The 22,423-nt window shown below is 69.2% G+C and carries 23 protein-coding genes; 16 read left to right on the top strand and 7 right to left on the bottom strand.

The genetic code is table 11. From position 1 onward, the window contains the following. Positions 1 to 55 precede the first annotated feature (55 nt). Genes mrdA through AB4120_RS03255 form a run of 4 tightly spaced genes read left to right on the top strand, consistent with a single transcriptional unit; the run spans position 56 to position 5,351 of the window. Positions 56 to 2,428: a penicillin-binding protein 2 gene (gene mrdA / locus AB4120_RS03270; protein WP_149136965.1), complete on the top strand. Its 2,373-nt coding sequence runs from the start codon at positions 56 to 58 to the stop codon at positions 2,426 to 2,428. 14 nt (positions 2,429 to 2,442) lie between these two features. Beyond that, positions 2,443 to 3,585, top strand: a complete 1,143-nt coding sequence (rodA, locus tag AB4120_RS03265; protein ID WP_149136964.1) for a rod shape-determining protein RodA — start codon at positions 2,443 to 2,445, stop codon at positions 3,583 to 3,585. 49 nt (positions 3,586 to 3,634) lie between these two features. Continuing rightward, positions 3,635 to 4,306 (top strand): DUF484 family protein, encoded by a 672-nt coding sequence (locus AB4120_RS03260; protein WP_149136963.1) that lies wholly within the window; start codon positions 3,635 to 3,637, stop codon positions 4,304 to 4,306. Position 4,307: 1 nt separating this feature from the next. Next, entirely contained in the window at positions 4,308 to 5,351 is a 1,044-nt protein-coding gene (locus tag AB4120_RS03255; RefSeq protein ID WP_149136962.1) for a tyrosine recombinase XerC, read from the top strand. A 22-nt stretch (positions 5,352 to 5,373) separates the two neighbouring features. On the opposite strand, the gene AB4120_RS03250 is transcribed toward AB4120_RS03255, so the two are convergent. Then, entirely contained in the window at positions 5,374 to 6,333 is a 960-nt protein-coding gene (locus AB4120_RS03250; RefSeq protein ID WP_149136961.1) for a transcriptional regulator GcvA, read from the bottom strand. 194 nt (positions 6,334 to 6,527) lie between these two features. Between AB4120_RS03250 and AB4120_RS03245 the strand changes: the two genes are divergently transcribed. The 9 genes from AB4120_RS03245 to pcp all read left to right on the top strand — a co-directional run bounded on the left by AB4120_RS03245 (position 6,528) and on the right by pcp (position 14,071). Then, positions 6,528 to 6,896 (top strand): DUF2917 domain-containing protein, encoded by a 369-nt coding sequence (locus AB4120_RS03245; RefSeq protein WP_149136960.1) that lies wholly within the window; start codon positions 6,528 to 6,530, stop codon positions 6,894 to 6,896. 118 nt (positions 6,897 to 7,014) lie between these two features. After that, positions 7,015 to 7,773, top strand: coding sequence for a lipoyl(octanoyl) transferase LipB (gene lipB / locus AB4120_RS03240; RefSeq protein WP_149136959.1), 759 nt, complete (start codon positions 7,015 to 7,017; stop codon positions 7,771 to 7,773). Positions 7,774 to 7,855: 82 nt separating this feature from the next. Next, complete coding sequence (gene lipA / locus AB4120_RS03235; protein WP_144202568.1) at positions 7,856 to 8,848, top strand: lipoyl synthase; 993 nt, start codon at positions 7,856 to 7,858, stop codon at positions 8,846 to 8,848. Between the two features lie 325 nt (positions 8,849 to 9,173). Next, positions 9,174 to 9,824 carry a 5-oxoprolinase subunit PxpB gene (gene pxpB / locus AB4120_RS03230; RefSeq protein WP_441641838.1) on the top strand — a complete coding sequence of 217 codons (651 nt, stop codon included), beginning with the start codon at positions 9,174 to 9,176 and terminating at the stop codon, positions 9,822 to 9,824. After that, positions 9,821 to 10,840: a biotin-dependent carboxyltransferase family protein gene (locus AB4120_RS03225; protein ID WP_149136958.1), complete on the top strand. Its 1,020-nt coding sequence runs from the start codon at positions 9,821 to 9,823 to the stop codon at positions 10,838 to 10,840. The genes pxpB and AB4120_RS03225 overlap by 4 nt, the downstream gene beginning before the upstream one ends. A 35-nt stretch (positions 10,841 to 10,875) precedes the next feature. Beyond that, positions 10,876 to 11,616: a 5-oxoprolinase subunit PxpA gene (gene pxpA / locus AB4120_RS03220; protein WP_149136957.1), complete on the top strand. Its 741-nt coding sequence runs from the start codon at positions 10,876 to 10,878 to the stop codon at positions 11,614 to 11,616. Positions 11,617 to 11,683: 67 nt separating this feature from the next. Further along, positions 11,684 to 12,424, top strand: a complete 741-nt coding sequence (locus AB4120_RS03215) for a DUF969 domain-containing protein (protein ID WP_149136956.1) — start codon at positions 11,684 to 11,686, stop codon at positions 12,422 to 12,424. Positions 12,425 to 12,427: 3 nt separating this feature from the next. Beyond that, the gene (locus tag AB4120_RS03210; RefSeq protein ID WP_149136955.1) at positions 12,428 to 13,378 is read left to right on the top strand and encodes a DUF979 domain-containing protein; all 951 of its coding nucleotides are present in this window, start codon (positions 12,428 to 12,430) and stop codon (positions 13,376 to 13,378) included. Between the two features lie 18 nt (positions 13,379 to 13,396). Continuing rightward, the gene (pcp, locus tag AB4120_RS03205; protein WP_149136954.1) at positions 13,397 to 14,071 is read left to right on the top strand and encodes a pyroglutamyl-peptidase I; all 675 of its coding nucleotides are present in this window, start codon (positions 13,397 to 13,399) and stop codon (positions 14,069 to 14,071) included. A gap of 15 nt (positions 14,072 to 14,086) precedes the next feature. Here the strand turns inward: pcp and AB4120_RS03200 are convergent, their stop codons facing one another. The 5 genes from AB4120_RS03200 to AB4120_RS03180 are packed head-to-tail and all read right to left on the bottom strand — an operon-like array spanning position 14,087 to position 19,066. Beyond that, a complete protein-coding gene (locus AB4120_RS03200; RefSeq protein WP_149136953.1) occupies positions 14,087 to 15,385 on the bottom strand; it encodes a VanZ family protein in 1,299 nt (432 codons plus the stop codon). A 30-nt stretch (positions 15,386 to 15,415) separates the two neighbouring features. Beyond that, positions 15,416 to 16,117 (bottom strand): ABC-type transport auxiliary lipoprotein family protein, encoded by a 702-nt coding sequence (locus tag AB4120_RS03195; RefSeq protein ID WP_149136952.1) that lies wholly within the window; start codon positions 16,115 to 16,117, stop codon positions 15,416 to 15,418. A gap of 38 nt (positions 16,118 to 16,155) precedes the next feature. Next, positions 16,156 to 17,097, bottom strand: a complete 942-nt coding sequence (locus tag AB4120_RS03190) for an MlaD family protein (protein WP_187645094.1) — start codon at positions 17,095 to 17,097, stop codon at positions 16,156 to 16,158. Next, positions 17,097 to 17,939, bottom strand: a complete 843-nt coding sequence (locus AB4120_RS03185) for an ABC transporter ATP-binding protein (protein WP_149136950.1) — start codon at positions 17,937 to 17,939, stop codon at positions 17,097 to 17,099. The genes AB4120_RS03190 and AB4120_RS03185 overlap by 1 nt, the downstream gene beginning before the upstream one ends. Next, positions 17,936 to 19,066 carry an MlaE family ABC transporter permease gene (locus AB4120_RS03180; RefSeq protein ID WP_149136949.1) on the bottom strand — a complete coding sequence of 377 codons (1,131 nt, stop codon included), beginning with the start codon at positions 19,064 to 19,066 and terminating at the stop codon, positions 17,936 to 17,938. The genes AB4120_RS03185 and AB4120_RS03180 overlap by 4 nt, the downstream gene beginning before the upstream one ends. 227 nt (positions 19,067 to 19,293) lie before the next feature. Between AB4120_RS03180 and AB4120_RS03175 the strand changes: the two genes are divergently transcribed. From AB4120_RS03175 to AB4120_RS03165, 3 genes are all read left to right on the top strand, one after another. Further along, positions 19,294 to 20,190: a biotin--[acetyl-CoA-carboxylase] ligase gene (locus AB4120_RS03175; RefSeq protein ID WP_441641837.1), complete on the top strand. Its 897-nt coding sequence runs from the start codon at positions 19,294 to 19,296 to the stop codon at positions 20,188 to 20,190. Next, positions 20,187 to 21,026, top strand: a complete 840-nt coding sequence (locus AB4120_RS03170) for a type III pantothenate kinase (RefSeq protein ID WP_149136947.1) — start codon at positions 20,187 to 20,189, stop codon at positions 21,024 to 21,026. The genes AB4120_RS03175 and AB4120_RS03170 overlap by 4 nt, the downstream gene beginning before the upstream one ends. 61 nt (positions 21,027 to 21,087) lie before the next feature. Beyond that, positions 21,088 to 21,909, top strand: a complete 822-nt coding sequence (locus tag AB4120_RS03165) for an SPOR domain-containing protein (protein ID WP_149136946.1) — start codon at positions 21,088 to 21,090, stop codon at positions 21,907 to 21,909. A gap of 13 nt (positions 21,910 to 21,922) precedes the next feature. Here AB4120_RS03165 and rfaE2 read toward each other — a convergent pair whose 3' ends face one another. Next, complete coding sequence (gene rfaE2, locus AB4120_RS03160) at positions 21,923 to 22,417, bottom strand: D-glycero-beta-D-manno-heptose 1-phosphate adenylyltransferase (protein WP_144202540.1); 495 nt, start codon at positions 22,415 to 22,417, stop codon at positions 21,923 to 21,925. Positions 22,418 to 22,423 lie beyond the last annotated feature (6 nt).

Raw genomic sequence — 22,423 nt, 5'->3', positions numbered from 1 at the left:
TAGTTAGAGCCGCCCGGGCCACCGCCCACGCCGAACCCGCAGCCGCAGTACCGCCATGACCGAAATCCGCAACGTCGAACTGGAAATCGGCCGCTTCCGCATCCGCGTGGCGGCTGCTGCCCTGTTTACGGTGATCTGCTTCGGGCTGCTGTTCACCCGCTTCCTTTGGCTCCAGTGGTACAAGCACGACCAGTACTCGGCCAAGGCGGAGGACAACCGCATTTCCGTGGCGCCGATCGAGCCCAATCGCGGCATCATCATGGACCGCAACGGCGTGATCCTGGCGCGCAACTACTCCGCCTACACGCTGGAAATCACGCCGTCGAAGCTGACCGATACGCTCGATAATACGATTGAGGCGCTTTCGTCACTTGTCGATATCCAGCCGCGTGACCGCCGCCGCTTCAAGCGGCTGCTGGAGGAGTCGCGCAGCTTCGAAAGCCTGCCGATCCGCAGCCAGCTGTCGGACGAGGAAGTGGCCAAGTTCTCCGCCCAGCGCTTCCGCTTTCCCGGCGTGGATGTGCGCGCGCGGCTGTTCCGCCAGTACCCGCTCGGCGAGTCGGCCAGCCACGTGATTGGCTACCTGGGGCGCATTTCGCAGCGCGACCAGGAGCGCATCGATGCGATGGACGAGGCCAACGACGCCGAGGGCGCCAAGTACGATCCGCGCAAGGACGCCGACAACTACAAGGGCACCAACTACATCGGCAAGATCGGCCTGGAGCAAAGCTACGAGGCCGAGCTGCACGGGCTGACCGGCTTCGAGGAAGTGGAAGTGAGCGCGGGCGGGCGGCCAATCCGCACGCTGTCCACCTCGCCGGCCACGCCGGGCAACAACCTGATCCTGTCGCTGGACATCCGCCTCCAGCAGCTGGCCGAGCAGCTGTTTGGCGACCGGCGCGGCGCGCTGGTGGCGATCGAGCCGGCCACGGGCGACATCCTGGCCTTCGTCTCCAAGCCCACCTACGACCCGAACCTGTTCGTGGAAGGCATCGACTCGAAGACCTGGGACGAACTCAACAGCTCGCCGGACAAGCCGCTGCTGAACCGCCCGCTGCGCGGCACCTATCCGCCCGGTTCCACCTACAAGCCGTTCATGGCGCTGGCGGCGCTGACCACCGGCAAGCGCACGGCCGCCTGGGGCATGCACGACCCGGGCTTCTTCACGCTGGGCAACCATACCTTCCGCGACGACAAGCCGGGCGGCCACGGCTGGGTGGACATGCAGACCTCGATCGTGCAGTCCTGCGACACCTATTACTACGCGCTGGCGCGCGACATGGGCGTCAATGGCATCCACGACTTCATGAAGCCGCTCGGGTTCGGCCAGATCACGGGCATCGACATCGAGGGCGAAAGCCGCGGCATCCTGCCGTCCACCGAGTGGAAGCGCAAGGCGTACCGCAAGCCGGAGCAGCAGAAGTGGTATGACGGCGAGACCATCTCGCTGGGCATCGGGCAGGGCTACAACAGCTTCACGATCCTGCAGCTGGCCAACGCGGTGTCGATCATCGTCAACAACGGCGCGGCGATGAAGCCCCACCTGGTGAAGGCGGTGGAGGATTCGGTCTCGCGCCAGCGCACGCTGACGGTGCCGAAGGAAAGCTATCGGATTCCGCTCAAGCAGGCCGATATCGACGTGATCAAGAAGGCCATGGTGGCCGTGACGCACTCGGGCACCGCCGCGCGCGTGTTTGCGGGCGCGGCCTACGAATCGGCCGGCAAGACCGGCACGGCGCAGACCTACACGCTGGCCAAGGGTGAAAAGTACAACCACCATGCGCTCGATGAGCGCAAGCGCGATCACTCGCTGTATACCGCGTTCGCGCCGGCGGACAACCCGAAGATCGCGCTGGCGCTGATCGTCGAGAACGCCGGTTTCGGCGCGGCCGTGGCGGCGCCGATCGCGCGCAAGGTGATGGATTACTACCTGCTCGGCAAGTGGCCCGAGGAGCTGCAGGCCAGCGCGCCGCCGCCGGCCGAGCGTGAGCGCGCGGGCGGCAAGCCGCCGGTAGATACGCCGAGCGTGTTCACCACCGGCCTGACGGCGAATGCCGCGACGGCCACGGTGATGGCCAACGCGCCAGTGGGCGCGGCGTCGGGCGCGGACGCCAGTGCTGCTGGTGCGGCGAGCGCTGCACTTGCCGGGGCTTCCGGCGCCACCGTGGCATCGGGCGCGGGGGCGCGCGGCGCTTCGGAGTCGATCGCCGCCCAGCTCGACCCGGCCGCCATCGCGCCGGCCTCGGCCGTGGCCACGCTCGACGAACGGATGCTCCAGGCGCTCGGCCACAGCAAGCCGGCCGCGCCCGCGCCGACCCCGGTGCCCGCCGCGCGCCCCGCGCCTGCCTCGGCGCCGGCGCCGGCCAAGCCACGCGTCCGGCCGGTCAGCACCACGGCACCCGCCCCCCGTAACAATGCTTCAGAGTAAAGGAGACGGGCACCATGGATAAACGCCGCGTCGTGTCCGTGATCCGGACGGCCCTCACCGGCTTCGACAAGCCGCTGGCCCTGATCGTCTTCCTGCTGTTCGCCACGGGCATCGTGGCGTTGTACTCGGCCGCCATCGACATGCCGGGCCGCGTGGAAGACCAGTTGCGCAACATCCTGCTCTCGTACGCCGTGATGATGGTGATTGCCTACATGCCGACCCAGCTGCTGATGCGGGTCGCGGTCCCCTTGTATACGGTGGGCGTGGCGCTGCTGATTGCCGTGGCGATGTTCGGCCTGATCCGCAAAGGCGCGCGGCGCTGGCTCAACGTGGGCATGGTGATCCAGCCGTCCGAGATCATGAAGATCTCGATGCCGCTGATGCTGGCGTGGTACTTCCAGAAGCGCGAGGGCGTGGTCAAGTGGTTCGACTTCGTCGTGGCGCTGGTCATGCTCGGCATTCCGGTGGGGCTGATCGCCAAGCAGCCGGACCTTGGCACGGCGCTGCTGGTGCTGGCGGCTGGCCTCTATGTGATCTATTTCGCCGGGCTGACGTGGAAGATCATCCTGCCGCTGCTGGGCATCGGTGTGGTGGCGATCACGCTGCTGATCTCGTATGAAAGCCAGATCTGCGCTCCGGGCGTGAACTGGCCGATCCTGCACGACTACCAGCAGCATCGCGTCTGCACGCTGCTGGACCCCACCACCGACCCGCTCGGCAAGGGGTTCCACACCATCCAGTCGATCATCGCCATCGGCTCGGGCGGCGTGACCGGCAAGGGCTGGCTCAAGGGCACCCAGACCCACCTGGAATTCATCCCCGAGAAGCACACCGACTTCATCTTCGCGGTGTTCTCTGAGGAATTCGGCCTGATCGGCAACGCGGTGCTGCTGGTGCTGTACCTGATGCTGATCTTCCGCGGGCTGTATATTGCCGCCAATGCGCCGACCCTGTTCTCGCGGCTGCTGGCGGGCTCCATCACACTGATCTTCTTCACCTACGCCTTCGTGAACATGGGCATGGTGAGCGGGATCCTCCCGGTGGTGGGGGTGCCGCTGCCGCTGCTCAGCTATGGCGGCACGGCGCTGGTGACACTGGGCATGGGTATCGGCATCCTGATGAGCATTTCGCGTCAGAAGCGGCTGATCCAGACCTAGCAGTGCCGTTTGCTACACTGCCATCCGAAAAATACTCCGGTAGAAGCTTATGAACGCCCAAGATGTCGCCGCCTGGCTGCAGAGCAATCCGCAGTTCTTCGAGGAACACGCCGAATTGCTGGCCGCGGTGCAGCTGACCAGCCCGCACAGCCATCGCGCTGTGTCGCTGCAGGAACGCCAGATGGAAATCCTGCGCGAGAAGAACAAGGGGCTGGAGCTGAAGCTGGCCGACCTGGTCCGCCACGGGCACGACAACGACCGCACCCAGCAGCGCATGCATGCCTGGCAACTGCGCCTGCTGGCCGAGGCTGACTCGCACGCGCTGCCGTACGCCGTGCAGGACGGCCTGCAGCAGGTGTTCGATGTGCCCGCCGTGGCGCTGCGCGTGTGGAACGTCGGCGAAGCCTTCGCCCACATCGAAGTGGCGCAGGGCGCCAGCGACGACCTGCGCCTGTTTGCCGAAGGGCTGCGCGCGCCGTACTGCGGCCCGAACAGCGGCTTCGAGGCCGCCGCGCTGCTCGAGCGTGACGACATCGCCTCGCTGGCGATGGTGGCCCTGCGCGTGCCGGCCCGCCCGGACGAAGACGCGCTGGGCGCCGCCTTCGGCCTGCTGGTGCTGGGCTCGCCCGATGCGCGCCGCTTCCACGAAGGCATGGGCACGGCCTACCTGGGCCAGATCGGCGAAGTGGCCGGCGCCGCGCTGAACCGCCTGCGCGATTGACATGGCCCGCCGCCCGCCATCGGAGAGCGAGGCACCGGACCCCAAGCCGGCGCCCGATCCGCGGGTGGTGCGCTACCTTGACTGGCTGGCCACCGGCCGCAAGCTGGCCGAGCACACGCTGGCCAGCTACGGCCATGACCTCTCCGTACTCCAGACCCACGCCGCGCGCCACGCGCCGGGCGTGGCGCTGCTGGCGCTGGAAACCCATCACATCCGGTCCTTTGCCGCGCGCATGCACGGCGGCGGCCTGTCCGCGCGGACCATCGCCCGCACGCTCTCCGCCTGGCGCGGCTTCTACCTGTGGGCGGCGCGCCATGGCCACGGCGTGGTGATGAATCCTGTCGATGGCGTGCGCGCGCCCAAGCGCGGCCAGCCGCTGCCCAAGGCGCTGTCGGTGGAGCATGCGGTGGCGCTGGTCGCCCATCGCCCCGGCGACTCGGCCGAGGCGCGGCGCGACCAGGCGGTCTTCGAACTGTTTTATTCGAGCGGGCTGCGGCTGTCGGAACTGGTGCAGCTCGACCTGCGCTATACCGAAGACGGCGCGTACCGCTCGATCGGCTGGATCGACCTGGCCGGCGCCGAGGTCACCGTGATCGGCAAGGGGTCGCGCCGGCGCTCGGTGCCGGTGGGCAGCAAGGCGATGGAGGCGTTGCGGGCCTGGCTGGCCGTGCGTGACACGCTGCTGCGCCCGGGCGCGGCGCCCGAGGACGCCCACGCGCTGTTCCTCGGCACGCGCGGCAAGCGGCTGTCCGGGGCGACCGTGCAGTCGCGCATCCGCAAGCAGGCGCTGTCGGCGGGCGTGCCGACCCACGTGCATCCGCACATGCTGCGCCACTCATTCGCCACCCACATGCTGCAATCGTCGGGCGACCTGCGCGCGGTGCAGGAGATGCTCGGCCACGCCAGCATCGCCACGACGCAGGTCTACACCTCGCTCGACTTCCAGCATCTGGCCAAGGTCTACGACCAGGCCCACCCGCGCGCCGGGCGCGCCAAGGCCAGCGCGCCGGCGCCCACCAAACCTTCGGACAAAGACGAGAAATAGGTGAGCGGCCGGGTCAGGCCAACTAGTCGGACCACTGCGACAAAATGTTGCGGAAGCGCTCCATCTCGGGCAGCAGCCACTGGCGGAACGCCTGCACCTTCGGCAATTCCAGGCTGGCGTGCGTGCTGACGAAGTACAGCAGCCACGGGCAGACGATGCTTACGTCGAACAGCCGCACCACGCGGCCGGAGAGCAGGTCGTTGTAGGCCAGCGAGGAGCGGATCAGGGCGATGCCCTGGCCCTCGGCGGCGGCCTGCAGCAGCAGCGAGGAATCCTGCAGCAGCAGGCCCTTGCGCGGCTCGGGCCAGTCCAGCCCGGCGGCTTCGAACCACGGTTGCCACGGATCGCCCTCGCCGCGCAGCAGCGGCATGCCGGCCATGTGCGCCGGCTGCTCGGGCAGGCGGCCGCCGTTGAAGTCGGGGCTGCACACCGGAAAGAACACATCGTCGAGCAGCCGTTCCACGTACAGGCCGGGGTAGTCGCCGTTGCCCATGCGCAGCGCGACGTCCACTTCCTCATTGGCGAAATCGACCAGCGAGTTCGACGACAGCAGTTCCACGTCCAGCTCCGGATGCTGCTCGATAAAGCTGCCGATGCGCGGCGTGAGCCAGCGCGCGGCGAAGGACGGCATGGTGCTGATGGTCAGCCGCTTGTCGCGGTTGCCGGCCTGGAGCACGCGCGTGGCATCGGCGATCTGCAACAGCGCGTCGCGCACGCGCTCGGCGTAGACCCGGCCGTTGGCGGTCAGCATCACCCGCTTGCCGCGCCGCTCGAACAGCGGCTGGCCCAGTTCTTCCTCCAGCGCGCGGACCTGGTGGCTGACGGCGCCATGGGTGACGAACAGCTCTGCCGCCGCGCGGGAAAAGCTCTCGTGGCGCGCGGCGGCCTCGAAGGCGCGCAGCGCGGAGAGCGCCGGCAGGCGCGGGAAATCGCGCTTCCAGCGCTGCCCGTTGTCGGGATTCCAGCTGCCGCTCCAGACCATGATGCGAACTCTCTATGTGAGTTTGGCTAACAAGACACAAGAATATATATCGTTTTGATAGTGCTAGGGCAATCACTAGAATGCAATGCACCGGAACCGCTTGTCAGCGCCCCCTAACTGGCCCGGTCCAATATCCAGGCCAGTTCCGGCGCATCTGACCCGTCAGCGGGCACCCGGCACACGGAGAAGCCATCATGAAAGCCTTGCTCACAACGACAGTGTTCACCCTCGTCCCTGGCGAAGTCACCAGCCTCTCGCTCCATGCCGCCCAGCGTCTGTTTGTGGAAGACGCCAAAGCCACGGACGTGTGGGTGACCCGCGAGAACGACTCGGAGGACTACTGGCTCCGTTGTGGCGGCAGCCTGTTGCTCCGGCGCGGCGACGAGATCGTGATCAGCGTGGACCCGCGCGCAACCCGCCCGGTCAGGCTGGCGCTGATTGCCGAAGCACGCCGCCCGGCGGCGACCGTGGCAGACGTGCCACACCTCGTGTACCGCGCCGTGAGGCGTTTGGTTCGAGGGACCGAATGGACACCGGGCCAGGATCAGGTCACGGCCTCCTGAACTGAGGCTGGTCTGGCCGCCGAGGCCGGGCCGGGAGGCCGAACGCGAGACCCCGCCATGACCGGGGTCGCCCACCAGGGGCCGGCGCATGCCGGCCCTTTTCGTTACACTCTCGGGCATGCATGCCATCCAAGTCATCGAGCGGGGTCTGGAGCCGTACGCGCCCTGTTTCGACGCCATGCGCGCCTATACCGAGGCGCGCACGCCCGACACGCCGGACCAGATCTGGCTGGTCGAGCACCCGCCGGTCTACACGCTCGGCCAGGCCGGGGACCCCGCGCACCTGCTCTCGCCCGATGCCGCGATTCCCGTCGTCAAGATCGATCGTGGCGGACAGATCACTTATCACGGGCCGGGCCAGGTCGTGGCCTACCTGCTGCTGGACCTGCGCCGCCGCCACCTGATGGTGCGCGAGCTGGTGACCGATATCGAGCAGGCGGTGCTGGACACGCTCGCGGCGTATAATCTCGCAGCCGAACGCAAGCCCGGCGCCCCCGGCATCTACCTGTCGGACGGGCCGCACCAGGGCGCCAAGATTGCCGCGCTCGGCCTCAAGATCCGCAACGGCTGCAGCTATCACGGTGTCAGCCTCAACGTGCAGATGGACCTCTCACCGTTCCTTCGCATCAATCCCTGCGGCTATGCCGGACTGGAAACAGTCGACATGGCCACGGCGGGCGCCACCGTGCCGGTGGCCAGCGAAGCCGGCGCGGCGCCCTCGACGCTGAGTGCCACGACGGGTGCCATGAACGGCGCCGTCACTGCGGCCCACTACCCGGAAATCGCGCGACGCCTGGCGGCGGCCCTGTGCGAGGTGCTGGCGGCGCGCGAAGCGCGTGCCCCGGCGCGCGGGAATGCCGCCGCCGAGGCCGCCTGAGCACAGCGATGGCGCCCCCGGCCCCGATTCACAGCCAAGTCCACAGCCAAACATGCACGCGGCCAAGCGTGCGGAGAACAGAATGAGCGACGCCCTGATCGCCCCGTCCAGCGAAGCCCCGCAATCCCCCGCCGAGTACGATCCGACCCGCAAGCAGAAGTCGGCCGACAAGACCGCGCGCATCCCCATCAAGATCGTGCCGGCCGAGAAGCTGAAGAAGCCGGAGTGGATCCGCGTGAAGGCGGCCACCGGCAACTCGCGTTTCTACGAGATCAAGGACATCCTGCGCGCCAACAACCTCGTCACGGTGTGCGAGGAAGCCAGCTGCCCGAACATCGGCGAGTGCTTTGGCAAGGGCACGGCCACGTTCATGATCATGGGCGACAAGTGCACGCGCCGCTGCCCGTTCTGCGACGTGGGCCATGGCCGCCCCGATCCGCTCGACGTGAACGAGCCGGGCAACCTGGCGCGCACCATCGCCCAGTTGAAGCTGAACTACGTGGTGATCACCAGCGTGGACCGCGACGACCTGCGCGACGGCGGCGCCCAGCATTACGTGGATTGCATCTCGCAGACCCGCGCGCTGTCGCCGGCCACGCGCATCGAGGTGCTGGTGCCTGACTTCCGCGGCCGTCTGGACAAGGCGCTGGACGTGCTCCAGGCCGCCCCGCCCGACGTGATGAACCACAACATGGAGACCGTGCCGCGCCTGTACAAGCAGGCCCGCCCGGGCGCCGACTACGCGCACTCGCTCAAGCTGCTGCAGGAGTTCAAGCGCCGGAATCCGCACCTGCCGACCAAGTCTGGGCTGATGGTGGGGCTGGGCGAGACCGACGAGGAAATCCTCGAGGTCATGCGCGACATGCGCGCCCACGACATCGACATGCTGACCATCGGCCAGTATCTGGCGCCGTCGAACCACCACCTGCCGGTGATGCGCTACGTGCATCCGGACACCTTCAAGATGTTCGAGGAAGAGGCCTACAAGATGGGCTTCACCCACGCCGCCGTCGGCGCCATGGTGCGCAGCTCGTACCACGCCGACCAGCAGGCGCATCAGGCCGGGTTTGCCTGAAGCGGGCTGTTAGCAGGAACAAGGAAGGCCGGGACATGCTCCCGGCCTTTTTTATTGCCTGTCGTTCCGACAAGCAGGCAAGGGGCGTCCTGAATGTCTGCACACGGGCTTTCAAGTACCTTTCATTAAAAGATGCGTGAAAGGCACTTATTCCCCGTCTTGGCGTCATCTTGTCGCTAACGGTGCATAACACCCTAGGGACAACCCCGAGTGCTGGGCGTTGGCATGTTTCGTTATGATGAATTTATCGATAAATCGTCGATGAAATACGACTGGGTCACATTCGGTCCGAAACCATCCGCCCCATCCTCACTGGTTGCCCCACATGCCCGATTGCACCGTCCATCGCCTGGCCGAGCAGGCGCTGCTCTATAGCGTGGCGCCGCCCGCTTCGCTCGACGTCCAGCGCCGCATCTGGGCCATGGCCGAGCGCGCCGCCGACTGGCGCGGCGTGGTGGACGTGGTGCCCGGCATGAACAACCTCACCGTGGTCTTCGACGACACCGCCGACGTGGCCGCGCTGGAGCGTAATCTGAAGGTGGCGTGGGCGTCCGGCGAGACGCGCAACGCCACCGGCAAGCTGGTGGAGATCCCCGTGCGCTACGGCGGCGAGTTCGGCCCCGATCTGGCCGATGTGGCCGCGCATACGGGCATGACGCCGCAGGAAGTGGTGCGCCGGCATGCGGCGGGCGAGTACGTGGTGTATTTCCTTGGCTTCCAGCCCGGTTTCGCCTATATGGGCGGCATGGCCCCCGAACTGGCCACGCCGCGCCGGCGCGAGCCGCGCCTGGCCGTGCCGGCCGGTGCCGTGGGCATCGGCGGCGAGCAGACCGGCATCTATCCGGCCGTGCTGCCCGGCGGCTGGCAGTTGATCGGGCATACCGACGCCCAGCTCTTCGTGGCGGACCGCGATCCGCCGTCCCTCTTCGCGCCGGGCGACACCGTGCGCTTCATCGTCGAGGAGTATCTGGCGTGATCGAAATCATTCGTCCCGGCGCGCAGGCGTCCGTACAGGATCTCGGCCGGGTGGGCTTCCGCCGCTTCGGGGTGGGCCGCTCGGGCGCGGCGGACAGCCTGGCGCTTCACGTGGGCAACCGGCTGCTCGGCAACGCGCCCGGCGCCGCCGGCATCGAATTCACACTGGGCCGTGCGGCCTTGCGCTTTCATGTCGATATGCGCGTGGCGCTGGTCGGCGCAGAGTGCGGCGCCAACCTGGACGGCGTGCCGGTCTGGTGCTGGCACGCCTTCGATGTGCATCGCGGCGAAACCCTGACGCTGCCGTCCCCGCGCGGCGGCACCCGCACCTACCTCTGCGTGGCGGGCGGCATCGACGTGCCGCTGGTCATGAACTCCCGCAGCACGGACCTGAAGTCCGGCTATGGCGGCTTCGAAGGGCGCGTGCTGCGCGAGGGCGACAAGCTGCCCGCCGGCCGTCCGGGCCTGGACGAGGAGCGCGACTGGCTCGGCGTGGCCGCCCCGGGCTGGGCGCTGCCCGTGAACCGCATCGACGACGCCTGGGCCATCCGCATGCTGCCCGGCCCCGAATATCCCGATTTCGAACCCGCCGCGCAGGCTGCGCTGTGGCAGTCCGACTGGACCATCACGCCGCAGAGCAACCGCATGGGCCTGCGCCTGCAGGGCCCCGCGCTGGCGCGCCGCGCCGAGCGCAGCGGCGACCTGCTCTCGCACGGCGTGGTGCCGGGCGTGATGCAGGTGCCGCCGGCCGGCCAGCCCATCGCGCTGATGAGCGATGCGCAGACCACGGGCGGCTATCCGAAGATTGGCGTCGTGATCGGCGCCGACCTCTGGCGGCTGGCGCAGGTGCCGCTCGGCGCGTCCGTGCGCTTCGTGCAGGCCACGCTCGACGAAGCCGCCGCCGCGCAGGCGGAGCTGGACCGCTACCTGCGGCAGATCGACCAGGCGCTGCAATGGCAGGGCGATGGCATGAAGATCGCCGCGCGCCGCCGCACCACCACGCGCTTCGTCGCGTAACGCTGGCTGGACCCCACCGAACAAGGAGAACCCCCATGCAAATCGACCTGAACGCCGACCTGGGCGAAGGCTGCGGCAACGACGAAGCCCTGCTGGCGCTGATCAGCTCCGCCAACGTGGCGTGCGGCTGGCACGCCGGCGACGCCGCCACCATGCTCCAGACCGTGAAATGGGCGATCGCCAACAACGTGGCGATTGGTGCACACCCGAGCTTCCCGGACCGCGAGAACTTCGGCCGCACCGAGATGCAGCGCGACCCCGAAGCCGTCTACGCCGACGTGCTGTACCAGATCGGCGCGCTCGACGCCATGGTGCGCGCCCAGGGCGGCCAGCTCGCCCACGTGAAGCCGCATGGCGCGCTCTACAACATGGCCGTGCGCGATGAAGCCCTCTGCGCCGCCATCGTGCGTGCCGTGCGCGACTACAACCCTGACCTCGTCTTCTTCGGCCTGGCCAACAGCCGCATGATCACCCTGGCGCGCGACGCCGGGCTGCGCGTGAAGGAAGAAGTGTTCGCCGACCGTGGCTACAACCCCGACGGCACGCTGGTCAAGCGCGGCACGCCGGGCGCGCTGCACGACGACGAGGAAGTTGCCCTGGACCAGACCCTGTCGATGGTGCGCGACCAACGCGTGCGCGCGATCGACGGCACCTGGGTACCGATCCGCGCCGAAACCGTGTGCCTGCACGGCGACGGCGCCCACGTGCTTGCCTTCGCGCGCCGCATCCGGGAACGGCTCGGCGCGGAAGGCATCGCCATCCGGGCTGGCGCTTGACGGGCCTCCCCCCGCCCGCGCTGGCTTTGCTCCACCGTTAGCTTCACCTATCTATCTGGTGTTTCCCATGGAATCGGCTGTCAATCTTTGGCCCCTGCTCGGGGTCGGCGTCATCATCATCGGCTTTGTCCTGCGGTTCAATCCCATGCTGGTGGTGGCGCTTGCCGCCATCGTCACGGGGCTGACCGCTTCCATGCCGCTGATGCAGATCTTCACCGCAATCGGCACGGCCTTCGTCAAGGCACGCAACCTGCCGCTGATCATCCTGCTGCCGCTGGCCGTGATCGGCCTGCTCGAGCGCCACGGCCTGCGGGAGCACGCGCAGGCGTGGATCTCGCGCATCGCCTCGGCCACGGTTGGCCGCCTGCTGATCGTCTACCTCGCCGTGCGCGAGCTGACCGCCGCCGTGGGGCTGACCAGCCTGGGCGGGCATCCGCAGATGGTGCGTCCGCTGCTGGCCCCGATGGCCGAGGGCGCGGCCGAGAACCGCTTCGGGCACCTGCCCGAGCCGGTGCGCCAGCGCGTGCTGGCGTTCTGCGCCGCCACCGACAACGTGGGCCTGTTCTTCGGCGAGGACATCTTCGTGGCCTTCGGCGCCATCGCGCTGATGCACACCTTCCTGCTGTCGTCGAACATCGACGTGGAGCCGCTGCACATCGCCGTCTGGGGCATTCCCACCGCGATCTGCGCGTTCCTGATCCACGCGGTGCGCCTGAAGCGGCTGGACGGCTGGCTCGAGCGCGAACTGGGCAAGACGCCGGCGGGCACGCCGGCCACGTCCGCTGCATCCGGCAAGGTTGGGGAGTAAGCCATGATCGTATCCATCGACTATCTCTACTGGCTGGCCGGCTTCGTGCTGGCGATCACCGCCCTGATGACCTTCACGGACAAGACGCACCCGCGGCGCCTGTCCACCGGCCTGTTCTGGGCGCTGTACGCCGCGATCTTCCTGATTGGCGACAAGATCCCGCCGGCCATCGTCGGCATCGCCGCCGTGCTGATGGCGCTGATCGCCGGTTTCGGCGGCGTGGGCCACGGCAAGCACGGCACGCTGCCCGAGTCGGAGCGCCGCGCCAGCGCCAAGCGCCTGGGCAACAAGCTGTTCATCCCGGCGCTGCTGATTCCGCTGGTGACCGTGATCGGCACGGTGCTGTTCAAGGACGTGAAGCTGGCCGGCGTGCCGCTGCTCGATCCGAAGAACGTGACGTTTGTGTCGCTTGGCATTGGCTGTCTGGTCTCGCTGGCCGTGGTGTGCTGGCTCACGCGTGACACCGTCACGCAAGGCATGCGCGAGTCGCGCCGGCTGATCGAGTCGCTGGGCTGGGCGCTGGTGCTGCCGCAGATGCTGGCCATGCTGGGCCTGGTCTTCGCCGACGCCGGCGTGGGCAAGGCCGTGGCGCACCTGGCCACCGCCTACATCAACATGGACTACAAGCTGGTGGCCGTGGCGGTGTACTGCGTGGGCATGGCGCTGTTCACGGTGATCATGGGCAACGGGTTTGCCGCCTTCCCGGTGATGACCGGCGGCGTGGGCGTGCCGATCCTGGTGGGCATGTTCGGCGCCAACCCGGCCGTGATGGCGGCCATCGGCATGTTCTCGGGCTACTGCGGCACGCTGATGACGCCGATGGCGGCCAATTTCAACATCGTGCCGGCCGCGCTGCTGGAGCTGGACGACAAGAACGCGGTCATCCGCGCGCAGGTGCCGACGGCGCTGGCTATCCTGGCCGCCAATATCGTCCTGCTGTACTTCCTGATGTAACCCATGGAGACACGCGCTATGCGTACCGCCCTGCCTGCCGCCCTTCGTACCGTACTGCTTACCGGCTTCGAGCCGTTCGACAAGGAACCGGTCAACCCCTCATGGGAGGCGGTGCGGGCGCTGGACGGCCAGCAGGTGGGCGATGCGGTCATCGTCGCCCGCCAGCTGCCGTGCGTGTTCGGCGCGGCCATCGAGGCGATGTCGGCGCTGCTGGCGTCGGTGAAGCCGGATGTGGCGATTGCGGTGGGCCAGGCTGGCGGCCGCACGGAATTGTCGATCGAGCGCGTGGCGATCAATGTGGACGATGCGCGCATCGCCGACAACGCCGGCGCGCAGCCGATCGACCTGACCATCGCCGCCGATGGCCCGGCCGCCTACTTCGCCACGTTGCCGATCAAGGCCATCGTGCGCGACCTGCGCGCGGCGGGCGTGCCGGCGATGGTGTCGCAGACCGCCGGCACTTTCGTCTGCAACCATGTGTTCTACGGGCTGATGGATGCCATCGCGCGGCAGGGCCTGACCGGCACGCGCGGCGGCTTCATCCACATTCCCTATCTGCCGGAACAGGCGGCGCGGCACCCCGGCGCGCCGAGCCTGGCGCTGGACACGCTGATCGCCGGCTTGCGCGTGGCGGTGCAGACCACGCTGGCCACCGACACGGATATCCGCGAGCAGGGCGGCCAGCTCCACTAATCGATTCGATCGGGATCAGGGCTGGCCCGGACCCGGGCCGGCATCCGCCTGCCGGTCCGTCGCCGCCGCCACGGCGCGCGCCGTGGCACGCCGCCGCGCCAGCCGCTGCAGCCGCCGGCGCATGCTCATCTGCTCCACGCGCCACAGCACATAGAAGAACGCCGCGAACGGCCACAGCCAGCCCAGCCACTGGGCCAGGCTGTTGAAGTGCACGAAACGTCCCATGCGCCAGCCTTGCTCCGAAATCCACGCATACGGGTTCGGCGGCAGCACGTTGGTCAGCACCACCAGTCCCGCCAGCGCCACGATGGCCAGCAGCGCGCGCAGCCAGCGCGGCAGGCGCAGCAGCAGCACCAGCACCAGCGAACTCGTGGTCAGCGCGAAGCGGCCCCCCTCGGACAGCCAGTTGAAGGTGTTGTCGTCCGCGAACTGCAACTCGGCCACGGTGGCCTTGAGCAGCAGGGCGAAGGCGAGCAGCCCGGCCAGGATGCGCAGCATCGGCGCGGTGCGCCGCATCGCCAGCGAGGCGAACAGCCCCGTGCCGATCCAGCTGCACGCGGTCACCATGGTTTCCAGCATCAGTTGGGACTGCATGTCGTCGGGCCGCAGTCCCACGTTGTTCTGCCAGTCGAGCAGCGCCGGGAAGTAGCTCTGCAGGATCTCCATCGGCCAGGAATCGGGGTCGGTCATCCATTCCCGCACGATGCCGCCCATGCCGAACAGATGCTCCTGCGGAAAGATCTGCGCGAACGGCCACAGCAGCACCAGCAGGATCGCAAAGCTGGCATGGGGCTCGAACCAGGCCATGCGCAGGCGCGTGAGCGTGCCGCGATCGACCAGCGCGCTGGTGAACGGCGCCACCATGGCCGCGCCCAGCAGCGCGCCGAGTGCGTTGGTAATCAGGTCGATATTCGACGAGATGCGGCTGGGCAGCCAGGTCTGCAACGCCTCCATGACCGCCGACAGCAGCGCGCCCGCCACCAGCGCGATCAACGTGGCGCGCGCGCCCGAGATGCGCGGGTGCAGCGCCAGCACGACCAGCGCCCCGAACGGGCAATAGCCGAGCACGTTGGTCATCAGGTCAAACTCGGTGATGTAGCGCGGCTTGGGCGCGGTCAGGAAGGCCATCGGCGAGATGCCGTTGTTGACCCATCCCGTGAACGGATAGAGGCTGGCGTAGGCCACCAGCAGCGTGAAGCAGATCAGCCCGACGCGCGCCAGCGGCGAGTGGCGCGGCAGCCAGCCGTCCAGCTCCGTCTGGCGCGGCTGCTGCGGCGGGGGCGGGGGAGATGTCGGGGGCGCGACCAGTGTCATGCGTTCAAATGCGAGGGGCCCGAAGAACCGTTACGGCCGGGGCGGATTCGGTGACGGCGGCGAGGCCGGCAGCGGCACCGCATTGGCGCCGGGCGGGTTGGCGGCGGGCAGCGTGGCCGGGCCGGATGCCGTGGCGGCAGCCAGCGGCAGCGTGGCGGCCCAGTCGAGAATGGCGGCGATCACCGCATCGCTGCTGGTGGAGAGCGCCTTGACGCCGCCGGCCCCATCGGCGCTGGGGGCGGGCTGCTCGGCCACGAAGGTCTTCTGCCCGATCAGGCCCTTGTGATAGACGGTGGCGCGCGCCCGCACCACGCCGCGGCTGGCGGTGGCGCTGTCGAACACCTGCTCGAAGGCGAGCAGGTCCACCTTGAGCGCCGGCACCGAGCCATCGCCGAACCACGTCAGCGCGCCGCGCCCGGACACCGCATCGCGCAGCCGCGCATCGAACAGCCGGGGCGGCGAATCCACCCAGCGCTGCGTGGCATAGGCCTGCAGCCGCTGCGCCTGGGAATATTGCAGGCGGTAGTAGAGCGACTGGTTGTCCATCCACACCGGGCCATCGGTCTGGGCCACGCGCAGCTTGGGCAGCGGCGCGGGCGACTGGGACGGCGTGCCGGCCATCGGCCCGAGGTCGTAGGTCAGCGCGGACGGCCCCGGCGACAGCGCGCTGCATCCGGCCAGTGCCAGCAGTGCGGCCAAAGCAGCGATTCGTACGAGTCCTACAGGCGTCATGGCTTGGTCCAGATGAAAGTGAGAGCGATGGGCGATGGTCATGGTGCGCTGAACCCCGCTTCGCCCGGGCCCGGCGTGGGCGAGGGGCCGCCGAACAGCACGCTGCTGGGCCGGTCGTTGAAGGTGCCGGCGGCGCGGTCGATGGTGCGCGCGGTCTGGCGGGCATCGCGCGCCAGACCGTTCAGCTGCGGCAGCGTTTCCTCGCTCAGGATGCCGGCGGCCGACTGCACCGAGTCCGCCGCGCCCTGGAGGTTGGTGCCCACGCCGTTGACCGTGCGCAACACCGTGCCGCTGGGGCTGGCCAGTTCGTCCGCCAGGCGCCGCGTGGAGGCCAGCGTGGCGTTGAGGTTGTCCACCGCCTGCGGCAGCTTGGCGGCGGCCGGCTGGAGCGAGGCGGACAGCTTCGAGTAATCCTCGGCCGTCTTGTGTACCGAGCGGATGGCGGCCATCAGCTCGTCGCGGTTGGTGGTCTGGAACATCTCGTTGAGCGAGGCCATCAGCGTCTCGGTCTGCGTCAGCAGCGAGTCGCCGCGCTTCTCCAGTTCCTCGAAGAAGCCCGGCCGCATGGCGATGCGCGCCGGCGCCCGCGCCGAGGTGGGCAGCGGCGGCGACGCCTTGTCGTTGCCGGCCTCGCGCGCGGTGTCATCGAGCTGCACGTAGGCGATGCCGGTCACGCCCTGGAAGCCCAGCGTGGCGTAGGTGGTGCGGGTAATCGGCGTGTCCTGGTTCACGCTGATGCGCACGATGATCTGCCCCGGCACCTGCGGATCGAACTTGATCGACACCACCTTGCCCACGTCGAGCCCCCGATACTTCACATCGGCCTGCGGCCCGAGGCCGTTCACCGTGGAGCGGGTGATGAGGTCGTACGGCACGCGCACGGCGTGGTCGGAACTGAACCAGAACAGCGAGAACAGCACCAGCACGGCCAGTCCGATGGTGAAAACGCCGGCAAGGAAGGCGTTCGACTTGTTTTCCATCAGGTGTCTCCGGAAGGGGGGCGCGGGGCCTCGGGCCGGCTCGGGGCCGGCAGGGCCTGCAACGCGCGCTGGGCGCGGTCGCCCAGGAAATATTCGCGGATGAAGGGGTGGTCCACCTTCACCAGTTCGGGGATCGGGGCGGCGGCCAGCACCTTGCGGTCGGCCAGCACGGCCACGCGGTCGGACAGCGCCACCAGGGTGTCGAGGTCGTGGGTGATCATCACCACGGTCAGGCCCAGCTCGCGCCGCAGTTCGCGGATCAGGGCCACGTAGTCGTCGGAGGCCATCGGGTCCAGGCCGGCCGTGGGCTCGTCGAGGAACACCAGCTCCGGCTCCAGCGCCAGCGCGCGGGCCAGCGCCACGCGCTTGATCATGCCGCCGGACAGGTCGGCCGGCATCTTGTCGGCGTCCTTGGCCGAGAGTCCCACCAGTTGCAGCTTGAGCAGCGAGGCCTGGCAGATCAGGTTGTCCGGCAGGGCGCGCAACTCGCGCATGGGCAGGGCGATGTTGTCGATGACCGAGAGCGCCGAGAACAGCGCCCCGCGCTGGAACTGGAGCCCCCAGCGGTTGCGCAGCGCCTGCAGCTGGGCCGGTTTCAGCTTGGCGGGGCTCTCGCCGAAGACCTTGATGGTCCCGGACGTGGGCCGTTCCAGCCCGACGATCTGGCGCAGCAGCACGGTCTTGCCCGTGCCCGAGCCGCCCACGATGGACAGCACCTCGCCGCGATAGACATCGAGGTTGAGGTGGTCGTGCACCACGTTGTCGCCGTAGCGCTTGACCAGGTCGCGCACCTCGATGATCGTCTCGCGGCGGGCGGGGGAGGGATTGGCCGGATGGTTCATAGGCCCACGTCCTTGAACAGGATGGCGAAGATCGCGTCGGCGATGATGACCACGGTGATCGACGTGACCACCGAGGCCGTCGTGCCTTCGCCCAGGCTCTGCGTGTTCGGCCGGATGCGCAGGCCGAAGTGGCAGGCGGTGAGCGCGATCAGCATGCCGAACACCACGCCCTTGCCCAGCCCGAGCCAGAGGTTGGCCACCGGCACCGCCTCGGGCAGCTGGCGCAGGAAGAAGGAATAGCTGATGCCCAGCTGGAACTGCGCGGCGGTCATGCCGCCCAGCAGCGCCATCATGTCGGTCCAGGCCACCAGCAGCGGCATGGCCACGGCCAGCGCGATCACGCGCGGCATGATCAGCCGGAAGCCGTGCGAGATGCCCATCACCCGCATCGCATCGAGTTCCTCGGTCACGCGCATCACGCCAATCTGCGCGGTGATGGCGGACCCGGAGCGCCCGGCGATCAGGATGGCGGCCAGCACCGGCCCCAGCTCGCGGATCACGGCCATGCCCAGGATATTGACGATGAAGGTGCTGGCGCCGAAGGTGCGCAGCTGGTTGGCCGACAGGTAGGACAGCACGATGCCGATCAGGAAGCCCACCAGCGCCGTGATGCCCAGCGCCTTGTATCCCACGTTATAGACGTTGGCCGAAATCTCGCGCCATGGCCCCCGGTGCGGCGCCCGCGCGAAGCGCAGCAGGTCGAAGGTGAGCTGGCCCAGCATGGTCACCCCGATGGCGAACTGGGCGAAGAACGACAGCAGGCTCGCGCCGAGGATGGTGATCGGGTTGAAGCGGTCCACCATGCGCTTCTTCCAGCCGTCGCGGCGCAGCGAGGCGATGCGGTCGAACACGCGGCGCTGGCCGTCGTTGAGCTCCACGTTCGCCGGCATCTTGCCGTCCCACGCCTGCCAGATCAGCTGCGCGCCGATATGGTCGAGCCGGTTCACCCCGGCCAGCGACCACGCGGCGTGCTGGGGCGCCTCGGTCAGTTCGTGCAACTGCGCGCGCAGCCCACGCGCTTCGTGGCAGCCGGCGAGCGCGAGTGCGGTCCAGTCCCCCTGCAGTGCGATGCTGCAGGCTTCGTCCTGGCGCGAAATCGTGATGGCCGGCGTCGATGGGCGATCCAAGGGTGAATCCAAAGGGGGGCGGCGATGTGATGGGGGAGTCTCGATTCTATGCTACCGGCCGTGACGTGGCGACCGGGCATCCTCTGACACGGCCACGCGGCGCCGTCCGACAGCCACGCCATCGGGCCAATCCGGCCAAATCGGGCGACGCGGCTACAATCGCGGCTAACTGCCCCAAGCCACCCCCAACCCGCGCACGACCTCGCGCTGACCCTGACCCGCCCTGCATGACCGCGCCTCCCGACCGCTCGCCCCCCAGCATTCCCAGCCTTGCCGACGATGCCGCCGCGCTGCCCGCGTGGCACATCGACGCCGCCATGCTGCGCACCGCGCTGGACGCCGGCCCCGCGTGCGGCTGGACCGTGGACGTGGTGGAGGAAACCGGCTCGACCAACGCCGACCTGACCCAGGCCTGCCGCAGCGCCGGCTGGGTGGAGGGTGAAGACAGCGCGCAGGTGCGCGTGGCCTATCGCCAGACCGCCGGGCGCGGCCGCCAGGGCCGGCCGTGGCAGGGGCAGGCGGGGCTGACCTTCTCGGTGGCCATGCCGCTGGCCCTGCCGCCGGCCCGCCTGAGCGGGCTGAGCCTGGCCGTGGGACTGGCGCTGGCGGAGGCGCTCGAGGATGTGGACCCGGCGCTCGGCCCCCGCGTGGGCCTGAAATGGCCCAACGACCTCCAGATCGATGGCCGTAAGCTGGCCGGCATCCTGATCGAATCGGTGCCGGCGCGGCCCGGCGCGCTCTGGGCGGTGATCGGCATCGGCCTGAACCTGGTGCGCGATGCCCGCATGGAAGCCGCGCTGGGCCGTCCGCTGGCCGGCGTGGCGGAGGCGCTGCCGGGCTTCGACCCGGCCCACCATCCCACCCGGATCCTCGGCGCGGTGCTGAACCGGCTGGCGGCGATGCGCGCCGTGTTCCTGGCCGAAGGCTTCGCGCCGATGGCGGCCCGCTGGTCCGCGCGCGATGCCTTCCGCGACGAACCGGTGCGGCTGCTGCACGACGGCACGCTGCTGGCCGAGGGCCTCGCCCGGGGCGTGGATGGCGACGGCCACCTGCTGCTGGAGACGGCGGACGGGCTGCAACGGATCGCCAGCGGCGAGGTGTCCTTGCGCGAAGCGGCGGCATGAGCGCGCGCCTGCTCATCGATATCGGCAATACCCGGCTCAAGTGGGCGTGGAGCACGGATGACACCGACGCGACCGCGCCGGCCGGCACCCTGCCCACCCCGTGGCGCCACGCGGGCGCCGCCACCCACGCCGCCCCGGCGGCATCGAACGAGCTGGCGGCGCTGGCCGGCACGTGGCGGGGGCTGGCGGACGGCGGCGTGCCATCGGTCTGGATCGCCAACGTGGCCGGGGCGGCGATCGGCGCGGCGGTGACGGCCACGCTGGCCGACGCCTTCGGAGCCGCCCCAACGCTGCAATGGGTACGCACCACGGCCACCCATGGCGATCTCGTCAACGGCTATCGCGAGCCCACGCAACTGGGCGTGGACCGCTGGGTCGGCAGCATCGGCGCGCACCGCTGGCTGCCCGGCGAGACGCTGCTGATCGTCACGGCCGGCACGGCCACGACGCTGGACATCGTCACCGCGCAGGCCGATGGCGGCGCGCGCTTCGAGGGTGGGCTGATCCTGCCCGGCGTGGCGCTGATGCTCGGCTCGCTGGCCCGCAACACGGCCCAACTGCCGGCGCTGGACGTGCTCGATACCGGCGCGGGCGCAGCGCGGGCGGTGCGGGCGTTGGGCGCTGACAACACCCATGACGCCATCGCCGCCGGCTGCCTGGCCGCCCAGGCTGGCGCCGTGGAGCGCTCCTGGCGGGCGCTGGGCGAACGCGGGCCGGTGCGCTGCCTGCTTTCGGGCGGCGCGCGACAGGCGCTCTCCGGCGCACTCGCGATGCCGTTCGAGATGCACGATAATCTCGTGCTGCTTGGACTGCACGCGATGGCCACGGGGGCCTGAGGCAGCCGCCAGGCGGCCCAGCATCCAAGCTTCCCAGCATCGCCAACCGAATCCGTCTTCCATGTCCCAGAAAGGCCAGACTGCCCTGCTGCTGATCCTGCTGCTCGTCAACGCGTTGCTGCTGGCCGCCGTGCTGGGCGGGTTTGGCCCGGACCCGCTGGCCGGCTGGATGGAAAGCCCGCGCGAGCCGCAGCGGGTGGCCCAGCAAGTGCGCGGCGAGCGGATGCGGCTGGAGCCGCCCGCCGACACCGCCACCGGGCGCCCGGCCCCGGCAGGTTCACCGCGCGGCGCGCTGACGCCCACGCCTGCCGGCAATGTCTCGCTGGCCGTGGCCCAGCCGGCCCCGCGCGCCGATGCCTGCTTCGAGATCGGCGGTTTCTCGGCCCAGACCGTGGCGCGGGCGCGTGAAGACCTCGCCGCCATCGCCGCCGGCGCCACGCTGCCGGTGCAGCAGTTCGAACGGACCGAACAGGTGCGCTGGTGGGTCCACCTGCCGGCGCAGCCCACGCGCGAGAACGCTGACCGCAAGCTGGCGGAGCTGAAGCGCCGCAAGGTGACCGATGTGTCCGTGGTGAGCAGCGAGGAGGGTGCCTCCGAGGCGTCGCCGGCGTCTTATACCGTGTCGCTGGGACTGTTCCGGGAGCGCGAGCGCGCCGACCGCTTCCTCGAATCCCTGCGCGCCCAGGGCGTGCGCACGGCGCTGATTACGGACGCACCGCGGCCGGTATCGCGCCAATGGCTACGCGTGACGTCCTCGGACGACGCGGTGCGGGCAAGGATGGATGAAGTGCGCCTGCGTTATGGCGCGGAGTCGCTCCAGGCCTGCCGTGCCGGCACGCAGGCGCGCGGCGCGAAGCAGCCAGGCACTGGCGCCGAAGGTTGAACAGCGAGGCTGATCAGCCCTGCTGGCGTACCTTGGTCAGCAGCTTGGTGGTGGAGCGGTCGTGCAGGAAGGGGATGGCGTAGGCCTGGCCGCCCCAGCTACGGACGAGGCGGGTTTCCTCGAGGGTGTCGATGTCGTAGTCGCCGCCCTTCACATAGATGTCGGGCCGCACCAGGCGGATCAGCTCCACCGGCGTCTTTTCGCGGAACATCGCCACGAGATCGACCGAGGCCAGCGCCGCGAGCAGCGCCATGCGGTCCGACTCATGGTTCAGCGGGCGGTCATCGCCCTTGCCCAGCATCTTCACCGAACTGTCGCTGTTCACGCCCACGATCAGCGCCGCGCCCAGCTCGCGCGCCTGCGCGAGGTAGGTGGCGTGGCCCCGGTGCATGATGTCGAACACGCCGTTGGTGAAGACCAGCGGGCGCGGCAGGGCGGCCACGGCGGCGCGCAGCGCGGCCGCGTCGTCAGCGGGAACGAGCTTCGATTCGAAGGCGGGAGCGGTCATGAAACG

The organism is Cupriavidus sp. 2KB_3 (genome assembly GCF_052115685.1).
In the GTDB taxonomy this organism is placed as follows: Bacteria; Pseudomonadota; Gammaproteobacteria; order Burkholderiales; family Burkholderiaceae; genus Cupriavidus; species Cupriavidus campinensis.
Note: the sequence above shows the minus strand (reverse complement) of the source record. Positions and strands in the feature narration are given on the sequence as shown.